This is a genomic window from Paracoccus bogoriensis (assembly GCF_019431455.1).
GTDB classification, from domain to species: Bacteria; Pseudomonadota; Alphaproteobacteria; order Rhodobacterales; family Rhodobacteraceae; genus Paracoccus; species Paracoccus bogoriensis.
The window spans coordinates 1-13,312 of record NZ_JAHYSR010000014.1 but is presented as its reverse complement, the minus strand read 5'-3'; the positions used below and the strand labels follow the sequence as shown (position 1 = coordinate 13,312).

The 13,312-nt window shown below is 65.4% G+C and carries 13 protein-coding genes; 7 read left to right on the top strand and 6 right to left on the bottom strand.

Features of this window, described 5'->3' with window-relative positions; translation table 11 throughout:
* Positions 1 to 36: 36 nt before the first annotated feature.
* From KY389_RS08510 to KY389_RS08490, 5 genes are read left to right on the top strand one after another with little or no spacing between them, the layout of a single operon-like run.
* Positions 37 to 360: a DUF2849 domain-containing protein gene (locus KY389_RS08510; RefSeq protein WP_219830478.1), complete on the top strand. Its 324-nt coding sequence runs from the start codon at positions 37 to 39 to the stop codon at positions 358 to 360.
* Positions 353 to 2,011: a nitrite/sulfite reductase gene (locus tag KY389_RS08505; RefSeq protein ID WP_219830477.1), complete on the top strand. Its 1,659-nt coding sequence runs from the start codon at positions 353 to 355 to the stop codon at positions 2,009 to 2,011. The genes KY389_RS08510 and KY389_RS08505 overlap by 8 nt, the downstream gene beginning before the upstream one ends.
* On the top strand, positions 2,004 to 2,735 hold the full coding sequence (locus KY389_RS08500) for a phosphoadenylyl-sulfate reductase (RefSeq protein ID WP_219830476.1): 732 nt from the start codon (positions 2,004 to 2,006) through the stop codon (positions 2,733 to 2,735). Before KY389_RS08505 ends, KY389_RS08500 begins: the two co-directional genes overlap by 8 nt.
* Positions 2,732 to 3,118 carry a DUF934 domain-containing protein gene (locus KY389_RS08495; RefSeq protein ID WP_219830475.1) on the top strand — a complete coding sequence of 129 codons (387 nt, stop codon included), beginning with the start codon at positions 2,732 to 2,734 and terminating at the stop codon, positions 3,116 to 3,118. The genes KY389_RS08500 and KY389_RS08495 overlap by 4 nt, the downstream gene beginning before the upstream one ends.
* Positions 3,119 to 3,167: 49 nt before the next feature.
* Entirely contained in the window at positions 3,168 to 4,013 is an 846-nt protein-coding gene (locus tag KY389_RS08490) for a ferredoxin--NADP reductase (RefSeq protein WP_219830474.1), read from the top strand.
* 109 nt (positions 4,014 to 4,122) lie between these two features.
* Here the strand turns inward: KY389_RS08490 and KY389_RS08485 are convergent, their stop codons facing one another.
* Complete coding sequence (locus KY389_RS08485) at positions 4,123 to 5,337, bottom strand: acyl-CoA dehydrogenase (RefSeq protein WP_219830473.1); 1,215 nt, start codon at positions 5,335 to 5,337, stop codon at positions 4,123 to 4,125.
* Between the two features lie 167 nt (positions 5,338 to 5,504).
* Here KY389_RS08485 and KY389_RS08480 point away from each other — a divergent pair, with 167 nt between their 5' ends.
* The gene (locus KY389_RS08480) at positions 5,505 to 7,547 is read left to right on the top strand and encodes an OmpA family protein (protein WP_219830472.1); all 2,043 of its coding nucleotides are present in this window, start codon (positions 5,505 to 5,507) and stop codon (positions 7,545 to 7,547) included.
* A gap of 48 nt (positions 7,548 to 7,595) precedes the next feature.
* Here KY389_RS08480 and KY389_RS08475 read toward each other — a convergent pair whose 3' ends face one another.
* Positions 7,596 to 9,455: an ABC transporter ATP-binding protein gene (locus tag KY389_RS08475; protein WP_219830471.1), complete on the bottom strand. Its 1,860-nt coding sequence runs from the start codon at positions 9,453 to 9,455 to the stop codon at positions 7,596 to 7,598.
* A 186-nt stretch (positions 9,456 to 9,641) separates the two neighbouring features.
* Here KY389_RS08475 and KY389_RS08470 point away from each other — a divergent pair, with 186 nt between their 5' ends.
* A complete protein-coding gene (locus KY389_RS08470; protein WP_219830470.1) occupies positions 9,642 to 10,142 on the top strand; it encodes a YciE/YciF ferroxidase family protein in 501 nt (166 codons plus the stop codon).
* 63 nt (positions 10,143 to 10,205) lie between these two features.
* Here the strand turns inward: KY389_RS08470 and KY389_RS08465 are convergent, their stop codons facing one another.
* The 4 genes from KY389_RS08465 to KY389_RS08450 form a co-directional block, all read right to left on the bottom strand.
* A complete protein-coding gene (locus KY389_RS08465) occupies positions 10,206 to 11,780 on the bottom strand; it encodes a GMC family oxidoreductase (RefSeq protein ID WP_219830469.1) in 1,575 nt (524 codons plus the stop codon).
* 10 nt (positions 11,781 to 11,790) lie between these two features.
* On the bottom strand, positions 11,791 to 12,312 hold the full coding sequence (locus KY389_RS08460) for a Twin-arginine translocation pathway signal (RefSeq protein ID WP_219830468.1): 522 nt from the start codon (positions 12,310 to 12,312) through the stop codon (positions 11,791 to 11,793).
* A 57-nt stretch (positions 12,313 to 12,369) separates the two neighbouring features.
* On the bottom strand, positions 12,370 to 12,765 hold the full coding sequence (locus tag KY389_RS08455; RefSeq protein WP_219830467.1) for a VOC family protein: 396 nt from the start codon (positions 12,763 to 12,765) through the stop codon (positions 12,370 to 12,372).
* Between the two features lie 88 nt (positions 12,766 to 12,853).
* On the bottom strand, positions 12,854 to 13,147 hold the full coding sequence (locus tag KY389_RS08450; protein WP_219830466.1) for a ribbon-helix-helix domain-containing protein: 294 nt from the start codon (positions 13,145 to 13,147) through the stop codon (positions 12,854 to 12,856).
* Positions 13,148 to 13,312 lie beyond the last annotated feature (165 nt).

Sequence of the window (13,312 nt, the reverse complement as noted above, 5' to 3'; positions counted from 1 at the left end):
ATTCTATATAAGGGCGACAAATACGAGGTCTGCATCATGAGCAAAGCCTTCACCCCGACGGCCGCCCGACCCGGTGTCATCACCGCCAATGACCTGCGCGAAGGGCATAATGTCTGGATGTGCGAGGATGGCTGGACCCCGGACCCTGCCCGCGCCACGATCTTCGAGGACGAAGCGATTGCGGAACTGGCGCTGCTCAGGGCGATCGCACAGGCCGATCAGGTCGTCGGCCCCTATCTGGTCGAGGCCCGTCGCGGCCCGAACGGTCCCGAGCCCGTGCATTTCCGCGAAGCCTTCCGCCAGCGCGGGCCGTCCAACTATTTCCACGGCATTCAGGCAAAGGATAGCGCCCATGTTTGATGTCCGCCCCGTTGAAACCGACTATGTGCGCCACCGAGCGGCCCAGTTCCGCGCCCAGGTCGAACGGCGCCTGAACGGCAGCCTGACGGAAGAGGAATTCCGCCCCCTGCGCCTGATGAACGGCGTCTATCTGCAGCTACATGCCTATATGCTGCGGGTTGCGATCCCCTATGGCACGATCAGCCCCGACCAGATGCGAACGTTGGCCCATCTGGCCGAGACCTATGACAAGGGATACGGCCACTGGACCACGCGCCAGAACATCCAGTTCAACTGGCCCAGGCTGGTGGACATCCCCGACATGCTGGACGCGTTGGCCGAGGTCGGGATGCATGCGATCCAGACCAGCGGCAACACGATCCGCAACGTCACCACCGACGCCTTCGCGGGTGCCGCGGCGGATGAGGTGGCAGACCCGCGACCCTATGCCGAATTGCTGCGCAGTTGGTCCACCGACCATGCCGAATTCCAGTTCCTGCCGCGCAAGTTCAAGATCGCCATTTCCGGGGGCAAGAAGGACCGCGCCGTGATTGCCGCCCATGATATCGGGCTGCGGCTGGTCGAACGCGACGGCCGGACGGGCTTCGAGGTCTGGATCGGCGGCGGCCTCGGGCGAACGCCGCTTCTGGGTCAGGTCGTCCGCGACTTCCTGCCCGAGGAGGATCTGCTGCCTTACGTCGAGGCGATCATCGCGACCTACAACCTGTCTGGCCGCCGCGACAACAAATACAAGGCGCGCATCAAGATCACGGTTCTGGAGCGCGGCCTCGACACGATGCGCGCCGAAATCGAGGAAGAGTTCAAGGCCCGTCGGCGTGATTTTCACGGCGCCGACCGCGAGGCGCTGGCGATCTTCAAGGACCGCTTCCGGGCACCCAGTTTCCGTGACGCGCCCGTGGACGGCTACGAGACCGCGCGCGCCGCGAACCCGGCCTTTCGCAGCTGGACCGACACCAACCTGCACCCGCACCGCGTGGACGGCTATGCCAGCGTTGTCGTGACCTTCAAGGCACCTGGTCAGACGCCGGGCGATGCCACCGCGGACCAGATGCGCCTGCTGGCCGATCTGGCCGAAAGATACGGCCATCACGACCTGCGCGTGACGCACGACCAGAACGTCGCGCTACCGCATGTCCACAAATCCGACCTGCCCGCGCTCTATGACGCGCTGAAGGCGGCGGGCCTCGCCACCGCCAATGCGGGCCTGACCAGCGACATCATCGCCTGCCCCGGCATGGATTATTGCGCGCTTGCGACCGCACGATCCATTCCCGTCGCCAAGGCGATCGCGGACCATTTCCGCACCGAGGGACTGGAAGAAGAGATCGGCAACCTGAACATCCGCATCTCGGGCTGCATCAATGCCTGCGGACATCACCATCTGGGCCATATCGGCATCCTGGGCCTGGACCGGGCGGGGGTCGAGAACTACCAGATCACGCTTGGCGGCGACGCCTATGACATCCCGGCCATCGGCGAACGCACAGGCGCGGGCTTCCCGGCCGAAGAGGTCGTGCCCGCCCTCGACCGCCTACTGCGCGCCTATCTGGAGCTGCGGCAGGACGCGTCCGAACGTTTCATCGACGCCTATCGCAGGCTTGGCCCCGCGCCGTTCAAGGCCGCGCTTTACCCGGCGCAGGTCGATGTTTGACAGCGATCTGGACACGCGCGCCGCGCGGTTGAACGACCGCTATCGCCACCATGCGGCGATCGAGGTTCTGCGCCGCGCGGTGACCGACCCCGACTTGGGGCGGGTGGCGCTGGTCTCGTCCTTCGGGGCGGAATCGGTGGTGCTGCTGCATATGGTCAGCCGGGTCGCGCCGGGCCTGCCGGTGCTGTTCATCGACACGCAGATGCTGTTCCCCGAGACCCTGGCCTATCAGCGCGAGGTCTCGGCCAAGCTGGGCCTGACCGATGTGCAGGTCATCATGGCCAGCGCATCCGAGATTGCCGCGCACGATCCGGACGGCACACTGCACAGAGTCAACGCCGACGCCTGCTGCGATATCCGCAAGACCATGCCGCTGGAGCGGGCCTTGTCGGGCTATGATGCCTGGATCACCGGCCGCAAGCGGTTCCAGAACGGACATCGCGCCGCGCTGGAATTCTTCGAGCCCGAACCGCCCGCGCGGCTGCGCGTGAACCCGCTTGCGCATTGGCGCCCCGAGGACGTGCAGGATTACATGATCGAGAACCGCCTGCCGCGGCATCCGCTGGTGGCGCAGGGCTACCCCTCGATCGGCTGCGCGCCCTGCACCTCGCCCGTGGCACCGGGCGAAGACCCGCGGTCGGGCCGCTGGCGGGGGCTGGAGAAATCCGAATGCGGCATCCACTTCATTGGCGGACGCATGGTCCGCGGAAAGGTCTCGGCATGAACGAGCAGTCGAACAGCCAGCCCGTCCTGGCCCGCGATGACGGTTTCCACCCGATCGAGGATCAGCCCGCGCTAATCCTTGCGCCCGACACGCCCCCGGCCTCGCTGGCCGATCACCTGGACCTGCCGCTGATCGGCATAGCCTTTCCCGTCTTTCATGACGGGCGCGGCTTCACCTTGGCCCGGCGGCTGCGCGAACTGGGCTACAAGGGTCGCCTGCGCGCGACCGGCCGGCTGATCGCGGACCAATATGCCATGGCCCGCCGCGTGGGCTTTGACGAAGTCGAGGTCGCCCCGGACATCGCCGCCCGCCAGCCCCAAGCCCAGTGGCTGGCGCGCGCCGACTGGAAGGCCTGGGACCATCGGGCGCAGCTTGCAGGCTGAGACTTTCGTCCCGCCGCCCCATCGACTAGAAGACCCGAAGGAATTGACAATGACGCTGGATCTGCCCGTGACCCAAGCCGCGCCCGAGACCGCCGCCCCGAAGACGCTGCCCGATGCACAGACCGTCACGGCGGTGAAGCACTGGACCGACAGACTGTTCTCGTTCCGCGTGACGCGGCCGGCCAGCCTGCGCTTTCGCTCGGGCGAATTCGTGATGATCGGCCTGCCGGACGAGAACGGCAAGCCGATCCTGCGCGCCTATTCCATCGCCTCGCCGAATTGGGACGATGAGCTGGAATTCTATTCCATCAAGGTGCCGGACGGGCCGCTGACCTCGCGCCTGCAACATATCCAGCCGGGCGATCAGATCATCCTGCGCCCGAAACCCGTGGGAACGCTGGTTCTCGACGCGCTGCTGCCCGGCAAGCGGCTGTGGTTCCTGGCCACCGGCACAGGCATCGCGCCCTTTGCCAGCCTGATGCGCGACCCCGAGACCTATGAGCGATTCGAGCAGGTCATCATGATGCATACCTGCCGCACCGCGGACGAGCTGAATTACGGCCGCGAACTGGTCGAGAACCTGCGCCACGACCCCCTGCTGACCGAGATCCATGGCGACGGCTTCGCGGAACGGCTGCTGTATTACCCGACCACCACGCGCGAGAAATCGCCGCTGATGGGGCGGATCACGGAGAATCTGTCCTCGGGCAAGGTGCTGGCCGATCTGGGCCTGCCACCGATCGACCCGGCCGAGGATCGCGCGATGATCTGCGGCAGCCTGGCCTTCAATGTCGATGTGAAGGCGGTGCTTGAGGGTTTCGGCATGAACGAAGGGGCGAATTCCGACCCGCGCGAATTCGTGGTCGAGAAGGCCTTTGTGGGCGAGGGAATCTGATCCGACCAGGTTCAAGGGGCTCTGCCCCTCGGCCCCTGCGGGGCCTCACCCCGGGGTATTTCGGCAACGAAGAAGAGGCAGGCTGCGGCCCTGCCTCTTTTTTGCTGGTTCAGAAGAAGGCCTGAAGCCCGGTGATCGCGCGACCGAGAATGAGGGCATGGATATCATGCGTGCCCTCATAGGTGTTCACGGTTTCCAGATTCGCCACGTGGCGCATGACCTGGTATTCCTCGGAAATGCCATTGCCACCATGCATGTCGCGGGCAAGCCGCGCGATATCCAGCGCCTTGCCGCAATTGTTGCGCTTGACGATCGAGATCATCTCGGGGGCCGCGTCGCCTTCGTCCAGCAGTCGGCCCACGCGCAGCGAAGCCTGGAGGCCAAGCGCGATGTCGGTCAGCATGTTGGCGAGCTTGAGCTGGTGCAGCTGGGTCTGGGCCAGAGGCTTGCCGAACTGATGGCGGTCCAGACCGTATTGGCGCGCGGCGTGCAGGCAGAATTCGGCCGCGCCCATCGCCCCCCAGCTGATGCCGTAGCGCGCACGGTTGAGGCAGCCGAAGGGGCCCTTGAGGCCCTCGATATTCGGCAGGAGCGCGTCTTCGCCGACCTCGACGCCGTCCATCACGATCTCGCCCGTTATCGAGGCGCGCAGCGACAGCTTGCCGCCGATCCTGGGCGCTGACAGGCCGGTGAGGCCCTTGTCGAGGATGAAGCCGCGGATCTTGCCGCCATGCGCCTCGGACTTGGCCCAGACGACGAAGACATCCGCGATGGGCGAGTTCGAGATCCACATCTTCGACCCCGAAATCCGGTAGCCGTCGGCGGTCTTCTTCGCCACGGTCTTCATGCCCGCCGGGTCCGATCCGGCATCGGGTTCGGTCAGCCCGAAACAGCCGATCCATTCGCCCGAGGCCAGTTTCGGCAGATATTTCAGGCGCTGTTCCTCGCTGCCATAGGCGTAGATCGGATACATCACCAGCGAGGATTGCACCGACATCATGCTGCGATAGCCGCTATCCACCCGCTCGACCTCGCGGGCGACGAGGCCATAGGCGACGTAGGACGCGCCGATGCCGCCATATTCCTCGGGGATGGTGATACCCAGGAGACCCATCTCGCCCATCTCGCGGAAGATGGCGGGATCGGTCGTCTCGTCGCGATAGGCGGCGATGACACGCGGTTGCAGCTTGTCCTGGGCATAGGCACGGGCTGCGTCGCGCAGCATCCGTTCTTCCTCGGTCAGCTGGTCGGACAGGCGGAACGGATCTTCCCAGTCGAAGCGCGCCAGATCCGGGCGGTCCTTGGGCTTGAGATGTTGCAGCATGTCCGGTCCTCCTCGGTGGTCAGGGACAGGATTAGGGCGCTTGCAGCAGCAGCGCAATGGCGCGCTTGGTCACGCCCTCACGGATCGGTCACGCCGAATTGGGGAACCGATATTCTAAATGGCTGTTAAACCGTAAGGAATATGTTCCGCAAGGTAGGAGAATTCCCATGCGACGGATCATCCACAACACGACGGCCGTTGCGGCCTGCCTTTCGCTGCTGGTGCCGCAACTGGCCATGGCCGAATGGCGGCTGCCCGATGCAGAGGCGGCGGCCCGTGCCGAACGGCACGCCGAAACGCGCGCTGACGAGGCCGCAGCCTTGGCCGCCGAGCGCGAGGCGGGGCTGGGAGCGGACGACCTGGCCTGCGCCGACGGCACCGAGCGGCCATGCGCGGACGGCGTTGCGCTGGTGACGCCGGGCGGTCTTGAGGTCGCGCTATCGGAAAGCGGCCAGATCGTGTTGGCCGAGGGCGACGATTTCCATAGTTTGCCTCAGGATGGCGCCGATCTGAATGGCGAGGGCGGAGCCGAGGCCGTGACAGCGGAGCCTGCTACTGAGCCCGAGGGAGAGCCTGAGCATCAGGCCGAGGTCGAAAGAGTGGCTGAGCCCGAGCCGCAGCCCGAGCCGGCACCGGAGACTGCAGACACTGCGGACACCGACGAGACGGTGGACAGCGCCGAAGCAGGCGGCACCTTGGGCGAGGCCCTGAGCCGCATCACCGACACCGCTGCCGAAGAACTGCCGCGCCGCGACGAGATGGCCGATGCGCTGGCCGAAACCGCGCGCGAGCAGGAACAGAACATCACCGATCTGGCAGAGTCGCTGGCTGAGGCGCTCGGCGGCCAAGGCCAAAGCGATGACCGGCTGCGTCTGGCCACCGGGCAGGTCCAGCGCGACCGGGCCGAGGTTCTGCCCGGCCTCGCCCGGGTGCTGAACGAAGAGGTCGAGGCGGGGTTGACGGTCTCGTCGCTGACCTGCATCGGCGGTGGGACCGCCCCCTGCGAGGGCCGCGCGCAGACGCCTCGGGGCGTGGTGATCGAGATGAATGACCAGGGCGAATACCGCCTCGCCCCCGCGAATGCGCAGATGTATCGCGTCCAGGATGGCGAGATGGTGCTGCGCGCCGCCGAGGAAGGCAGTGAAGTGACCGAGGCCGCGCGCGAAGCCGCCGAAGCCGCTGCACCCAGCTCGGCCCTGGCACTCGAAGCCGCCGAGGGCAGCGGAGAGGTGATTGAACAGCAAGTGACCGAAGAAACCGCCCGATCCTCATCGGAGGATTTCCAGACCAACCTGGGCGACGCCCTGTCGGGTCAGGCCACGCAAGCGGGCGGTTCGGGCCGTGACAACGACCTGGCGCGGGCGCTGCTGCTGGGTCTGGGGGCGGTCGCGGTCGGCTCGGTTCTGGCCAACAACCGCCAGGTTGCGCTGAGTGCGCCCGACCGGGTCGTCGTGACGCGCCCCGATGGCAGCCAGGAGGTCATCCGCGACGATGTGGCGCTGCTGCGTCAGCCCGGCTCGACCGTGACGACCGAGAATTTCGATGACGGCTCGTCGCGCACCATCGTCACCCGACCCGATGGCAGCCGGGTCGTCACGATCCGCGACGCGAACCTGCAGGTGCTGCGGCGCACGCTGATTTCGGCCGATGGCACGACGACGACGCTGATCAACGAATCCGATGTGCAGCCGGTCGATCTGGCCACCCTGCCCGCCCCCGCACCGGTGCCGCCGCAGACCGGGATGAGCGAGGATGAACTGCGCGCCGCTCTGCAGCGCGAGGCGAATGTGGATCGGCGTTTCACCCTGTCGCAGATCCGCAACATCCCCGAAGTGCGCGCCCTGGTCCCGCCGATCAATATCGACGCGATCACCTTCGACACGGGCTCGGCCGCGATCCGGCCTGATCAGGCCCAACAACTTGCCACGCTTGGCCGGATCATCCAGGAACAGATCCGCGCCAATCCGCGCGAGATCTTCCTGATCGAAGGTCACACGGATACAGTCGGCTCAGAGGCTTATAACCTGGCCCTGTCCGACCGCCGCGCGGAATCCGTGGCGCTGGCGCTGACCGAATATTTCGACGTGCCGCCGGAAAATCTCGTCACGCAGGGTTATGGCGAAAACTTCCTGCTGATCCGCGCCGAGGGCGATATCCGCGAGAACCGCCGCGCCTCGGTCCGGCGCATCACGGACCTGCTGGCGCAATAAGCGACACCTCCAGACGACAAGGCCCCGCTATGGCGGGGCCTTTTTCGCTCAGGTGCTGACTGCCTCGTCCATTGTGAGAAAACCACCGGACTGGCGCTGCCAAAGCCGCGCGTAAAGCCCGCCTTGGGCCAGCAACTCGGCATGGCTGCCCTGCTCGATGATACGACCCTGATCCATCACGATCAGCCGGTCCATCGCAGCGATGGTCGAAAGCCGGTGGGCAATGGCGATGACGGTCTTGCCCTGCATCAGTGTTTCCAGCCGGGACTGGATCGCCGCTTCGACCTCGCTGTCCAGCGCGCTGGTCGCCTCGTCCAGGATCAGGATGGGGGCGTCCTTCAGCGCCACCCTTGCAATGGCGATGCGCTGGCGCTGACCGCCCGACAGCTTGACCCCGCGTTCGCCGACATGCGCGTCCAGCCCGCGCCGGCCGTGGCTGTCCGACAATGCAGGCACGAAGCCGTCAGCCTCGGCCATGCGCAGGGCCTGCGCGATCTGTTCGTCGGTCGCGTCGGGGCGGCCATAGGCGATATTCTCGCGCACCGAGCGATGCAGAAGCGAACTGTCCTGCGTCACCACCCCAATGGCGGCGCGCAAACTGTCCTGCGTGACGCGCGAAATGTCCTGCCCGTCGATGGTGATGCGCCCGGATTCGATGTCGTGAAAGCGCAAGAGCAGGTTGATCAGCGTGGACTTCCCCGCGCCCGACCGGCCGACAAGGCCCACACGCTCGCCCGGTCGGATATCCAGCGTCAGGTTGTCCAGCACCGGCATCGGCCGCCCGCCCTGCGGACCGCGATAGCGAAAGGTAACGTTATCGAAGCGCACCGCCCCCGGCCCCGGCACCAGAGGCCGCGCGTCGGGCGCGTCGCGCACCTCGCGCGGCAGGGCCAGGCTGGAGATGCCATCGCGGACCGTGCCGATATTCTCGAAAAGCGCCGCGAATTCCCAGATGATCCAGTGCGACATGTTGTTCAGCCGCATTGCCAGCGGCACGGCGATGGCGACCGCCCCCACCGCGATCATGTCCTGCGACCAGAGCCAAAGCCCCAGCCCTGCCACCGAGGCCAGCAACGTCACGTTCAGCGCGTTCAACGCGATGTCCTGGATGGCCGACAGGCGCATCTGGCGATAGACGGTGCCCAGGAAGCGGTCCATCCCTTCGTGCATCCAGCGTTCTTCACGGTCGGAATGCGAAAACAGCTTGACGGTCGCGATGTTGGTATAGCTGTCCACGATGCGTCCGGTCATGGCGCTGCGGGCATCGGCCTGCTGCTGGGCCACGCGGCCAAGGCGCGGCACGATCTGCCACAGAAGGATGCCGTAGCCGATCACCCAAAGCAGGAAGGGCAGCGCCAGCCGCCAATCCTGGCTGGCCGCCAAGGCCAGAGCGCCCAGAAAGTAGATCAGCACATAGCTGCCCACGTCCATGACCTTCATCGCGACTTCGCGCACGGCCAGCGCGGTCTGCATCAGCCGCTGCGCGATGCGGCCTGCGAACTCGTCCTGAAAATAGCCGATGGACTGGCGCAGCAGGTAGCGATGGGCCTGCCAACGGATCCGCTGCGGGAAATTGCCCATCAGGGACTGATGCAGGATCAGCGAGCTGAACAGGTTGAGGGCCGGCATGACCAGCAGCAACACGACCGCCATCAGCGCGACGCGCGCGCCCTCCTGCGCCCAGAACTGCTCGCGTGGCGTGTCCGACAATCGGTCAATCAGCTCGCCCAGCCAGGCAAACAGCATGACCTCGATCAGCGCGATGGCCGCCGAGCCAAGCGCCAGCAGCACCAGCCAGGGCAGCGCGCCGCGGCTGTAATGCAGCACGAAGCGCCACAGGCTGCGTGGCGGCATCGTGGGCAGTTCGGCAGGGTAAGGGTCGATGCGTCTCTCGAACCAGGCAAACATGGTCCTGCCTTTCCCTTGGCATGATCTGCGGTTTCTTCCTGGGCCCAGGGCGCCAGTGCTGGCCTGCAAGGCGGACAGAGTCAAGTCGTCCCGGCGAAATCCGGCCCGCGTGCGTTCTTCCCGGGAACATGGCGGCCGGCCGCGTGTTGTTCCCTCGACTGAACCGACAATGCCCAGGAGGCCGACATGAGCATGAACAACCTGCAGGATCTTTATCTGGACCAGCTTCAAGACCTTTATTCGGCCTGCGACCAGTCTCGCCCGGTCACGGCGGAAATGGCCCGCATCGCCACCGACCCCGAACTGAAGGCCGCGCTGGAAGCCGGCGCCCAGGGGATCGAGCGCGGCAAGGGCGTCCTGGCCGAACTGTGCCAACGCCATAGCGTGGCCCCGGATGGCGAGCATTGCAAGGGCATGGAAGGCCTTGTGGCCGAGGCCCGCAAGCACGCGCTGGAGGCCGATATTGCCGATGACGACACCCGCGATGCGGCGATCATCACGCAATACCAGCGCCTGACCCATTACGCGATTGCGGGCTATGGCTGCGTGGCGGCCTTTGCCAAACGGCTGGGGCACCAGGACGACGCGGCGGCCCTGGCCGAATGTCTCGAGAACACCCGGGGCGGGGACATCCACATGTCGCGCATCGCTGAAGGCGGCGTGAACAAGGCCGCCGCCCAGGCCTGACCCCGGATCTGACGCCGAAACGGCCCGGCAGAGCACTCTGCCGGGCCGTTTCTTTTCCGCGCGTCAGAGATTGCCCGCCGACATCTCGCGCGCGATGTGATCGGCCTGACGGATCGCCAGAGCCACGATGGTCAGGGTCGGATTCTCCGCCGCGCCAGTGGTGAACTGACTGCCATCGCTGACGAACAGGTTCGGGATGTCATGCGACTGCCCCCACCGGTTCACGACACCATCCTCGGGCCGCTCGGACATGCGGTTCGTGCCCAGGTTATGGGTCGAGGGATAGGGCGGCGTCGGCAGCGTCCGCGTGGCCCCCATCGCCCGATAGATTGCCTGCCCCTGCCGATAGGCATGATTGCGCATGGCGATGTCGTTCGGATGGTCGCTGAAATGCACATTCGCGACCTTGAGACCGAAACGGTCCTCGACATCGGACAGGGTGACGCGGTTCGTCGATTGCGGCATGTCTTCGCCGACGATCCACATGCCCGCCATGTTCTCGTAGTGATCCAGGGCAGAGGTAAATTCGCGACCCCATGCACCGGGATCCAGGAAGGCCGCCATGAAGGGCAGGCCCAGAGCCAGGGTTTCAAGCTCGTAGCCGCCGACGAAGCCGCGCGACGGATCATGCCGCGCCTCGTCCTGGATGATCCCCGCCATCGTCGTGCCGCGCCACATCCGCACCGGCTTTTCAAAGATCGCATAGACCGAGCCGGTCGTGTGGCGCATGTAGTTGCGACCCACCTGACCGCTGCTGTTGGCCAAGCCATCCGGGAACATGCTGCTGGCGCTGTTCAGCAGCAGACGCGGGCTTTCGAAGCTGTTGCCCGCCAGCGCCACGATCCGCGCGGCCTGGAAATGCAGATTGCCGTCGCGGTCGAAATACTCGACCCCCGTCACGCGGCCCTGGTTGTCATGCAGGATGCGCGCGACATGGGAATGCTCGCGCACCTCCAGATTGCCGGTCGCCTCGCCGCGCGGAATGTCGGTATAAGCGGCCGACCATTTCGCGCCCCATTTGCAGCCCTGAAAGCAGAAACCTGTTTGCTGGCAGGCAGGGCGCTCGTCGTTGTCCACGCTGTTGATGGCCATGCGGCCGGTCGAGACCTGTTTGTAGCCCAGCGCCTTGGCGCCCGCCTCGAAAACCTTGTAATTGTTGTTTCCGGGCAGGCCGGGAAAGTTGCCGGTGCGTGTCACGCCCAGCTTTGCCTCGGCCTTTTCATACCAGGGCGCCATCTCGGCAGCGTCGATAGGCCAGTCCAGCAGGCTTGCGCCTTCCACCGCGCCATAGGTGGTCAAGGCCTTCCATTCGTGGTCCTGAAAGCGCAGCGAGGCGCCGGCCCAGTGCGTCGTGGTGCCGCCCACGGCCTTGACGATCCAGGCGGGAAGCCCGCTGAAATCCCTGGCAACGCGCCAGTCGCCGCTGGTCGTGCGCGGGTCGGTCCAGGCCAATTGTCCGAAACTGTCCCATTCGTCGTTGATGTAATCTTCGGGGAGATAACGGCCCCCGGCCTCCAGCGCGACAACCTTGACGCCCTGTCTGGCCAGTTCATAGGCCAGAACCCCGCCGCCCGCGCCGGTGCCGATGATGACGACCACGCTGTCATCGGTCAGTTCGAATCTCGCAGCATTTGCCATGATCGCCCCCTTACAGCCAGTCGATGTCGTCGAAGCCGCGGTCGATGTAACCGCCCTGCGAGAAGCTCTCGCCCTCGTAGCCGAAGATCGGCCAGACTTCTTTCTGATTGTAGAGCCCCGTCACCAGCCCACCGCGCACCGTCTGGAAAAAGACGCTGTCTTCGATGCTGCGCAGGATGGCAACGCGCTCGGCCTCCCATCCGGCGGCCAGGTAATTGTCGAAACCCGCCTCGCGGGCTGCGGCGTCCAGCATTTCGATGCCTTCGGCGACCATCGCCCGATGTTCGGCGCTGTCATAACCCTTGATCGCGATGGCGTAGAAGCGGTCGCCCACACGGTCATGGGGATAGATGTCGCGCGCCATCTGCAACAGCGTCGCCATCTGATGTTCGGTGATTGCCGTCACCTCGACGGCCCAAGCCGCGTCAGGGGCCGCGATGAAGCCCGCCCCTGCCACAGCCAGCCCCCCGGCCGCCACGGCACGCGACAACAGCGCACGCCGGGTCAGCCCCTGTTTTCTCAACCGAGACATGGCTCCTCCTCCCTGTCCTGTCACAGCGCGGCACCCTCCCAAGCGCCGCGCGGGTTGTCACTTGTAGCGGCCCTGCCGCTGCAAGACCTCAATCTCGTATCCGTCGGGATCCTTGATGAAGAAGAAGCGTGCGATCACCTCGCCACCGGGCGCAAAATCGACCAGCTTGCGCGGCTCGAACCCCTCGGAAATCAGGCGCGCATGAGTCGCATCGACATCATCCACCGAAAAGGCAACATGCCCGTAGCCGTCGCCCAGGTCGTAGGGCTCGGTCCGGCCCTTGTTCACCGTCAGCTCCAGCTCTGTATCGCTTTCGTCATTGGCCAGATAGATCAGCGTGAACTTGTCAAAGTCCAACCGTTCGGCAACCTTCAGCCCGAAGCAGCGGCCGTAGAAATCGACCGACCTTGCTTCGTCCAGAACCCGAATCATCGAGTGGATGTATTTCGCCATCATCGCCCTCCGCTCTATCGTTTCGACAGGCTAGGCCAGGCGGCGGCGCGATGGGTAGTATCAGGCTACTACAGGCCCAATTTTACGATCACTCGGCCGCAATGGCCTGCGCTTGCAGATGCCGCCCCGCGCCCAGGTGGATCGTGCAGGCGCAACGCAGCAGCGACGTGAAGTTCCTGGCTTCGCCATGCAGTTCCAGCACCTCGGCATGCAGTTTCGAGATGAAGGCCGGCGTGCTGATCCCTTCGCGCGCGGCAATGTCGTCCAGGATCTCCCAAAACGCGCGCTCCAGCCGGATCGAGGTGGATTGCCCGTTCAGGCGAAGACGGCGGGTGACGGTTTCATAACGCTCCGGGCGCTGTCCGGCGAAGATCTGGCACATCGGCTTGACCCCTGACCTTGGTCATCATGCGCCAAGTGTGCGCCACAAGAGACGATCGGGTCAATCCACCGGTCGGCAGATCGGATGTCACCGCCGCAACGCAAGAGGGCCGCCCTTTCGGACGGCCCTCTGTTTCATGTCGCGCGGATCACTCGATGATCTTCG

Excerpts from the sequence above, each read along its gene's own strand:
- KY389_RS08510 (WP_219830478.1), top strand. The coding sequence starts at position 37 with ATGAGCAAAGCCTTCACCCCGACGGCCGCCCGACCCGGTGTCATCACC.
- KY389_RS08505 (WP_219830477.1), top strand. The coding sequence starts at position 353 with ATGTTTGATGTCCGCCCCGTTGAAACCGACTATGTGCGCCACCGAGCG.
- KY389_RS08500 (WP_219830476.1), top strand. The coding sequence starts at position 2,004 with ATGTTTGACAGCGATCTGGACACGCGCGCCGCGCGGTTGAACGACCGC.
- KY389_RS08495 (WP_219830475.1), top strand. The coding sequence starts at position 2,732 with ATGAACGAGCAGTCGAACAGCCAGCCCGTCCTGGCCCGCGATGACGGT.
- KY389_RS08490 (WP_219830474.1), top strand. The coding sequence starts at position 3,168 with ATGACGCTGGATCTGCCCGTGACCCAAGCCGCGCCCGAGACCGCCGCC.
- KY389_RS08485 (WP_219830473.1), bottom strand. The coding sequence starts at position 5,337 with ATGCTGCAACATCTCAAGCCCAAGGACCGCCCGGATCTGGCGCGCTTC.
- KY389_RS08480 (WP_219830472.1), top strand. The coding sequence starts at position 5,505 with ATGCGACGGATCATCCACAACACGACGGCCGTTGCGGCCTGCCTTTCG.
- KY389_RS08475 (WP_219830471.1), bottom strand. The coding sequence starts at position 9,455 with ATGTTTGCCTGGTTCGAGAGACGCATCGACCCTTACCCTGCCGAACTG.
- KY389_RS08470 (WP_219830470.1), top strand. The coding sequence starts at position 9,642 with ATGAGCATGAACAACCTGCAGGATCTTTATCTGGACCAGCTTCAAGAC.
- KY389_RS08465 (WP_219830469.1), bottom strand. The coding sequence starts at position 11,780 with ATGGCAAATGCTGCGAGATTCGAACTGACCGATGACAGCGTGGTCGTC.
- KY389_RS08460 (WP_219830468.1), bottom strand. The coding sequence starts at position 12,312 with ATGTCTCGGTTGAGAAAACAGGGGCTGACCCGGCGTGCGCTGTTGTCG.
- KY389_RS08455 (WP_219830467.1), bottom strand. The coding sequence starts at position 12,765 with ATGGCGAAATACATCCACTCGATGATTCGGGTTCTGGACGAAGCAAGG.
- KY389_RS08450 (WP_219830466.1), bottom strand. The coding sequence starts at position 13,147 with ATGTGCCAGATCTTCGCCGGACAGCGCCCGGAGCGTTATGAAACCGTC.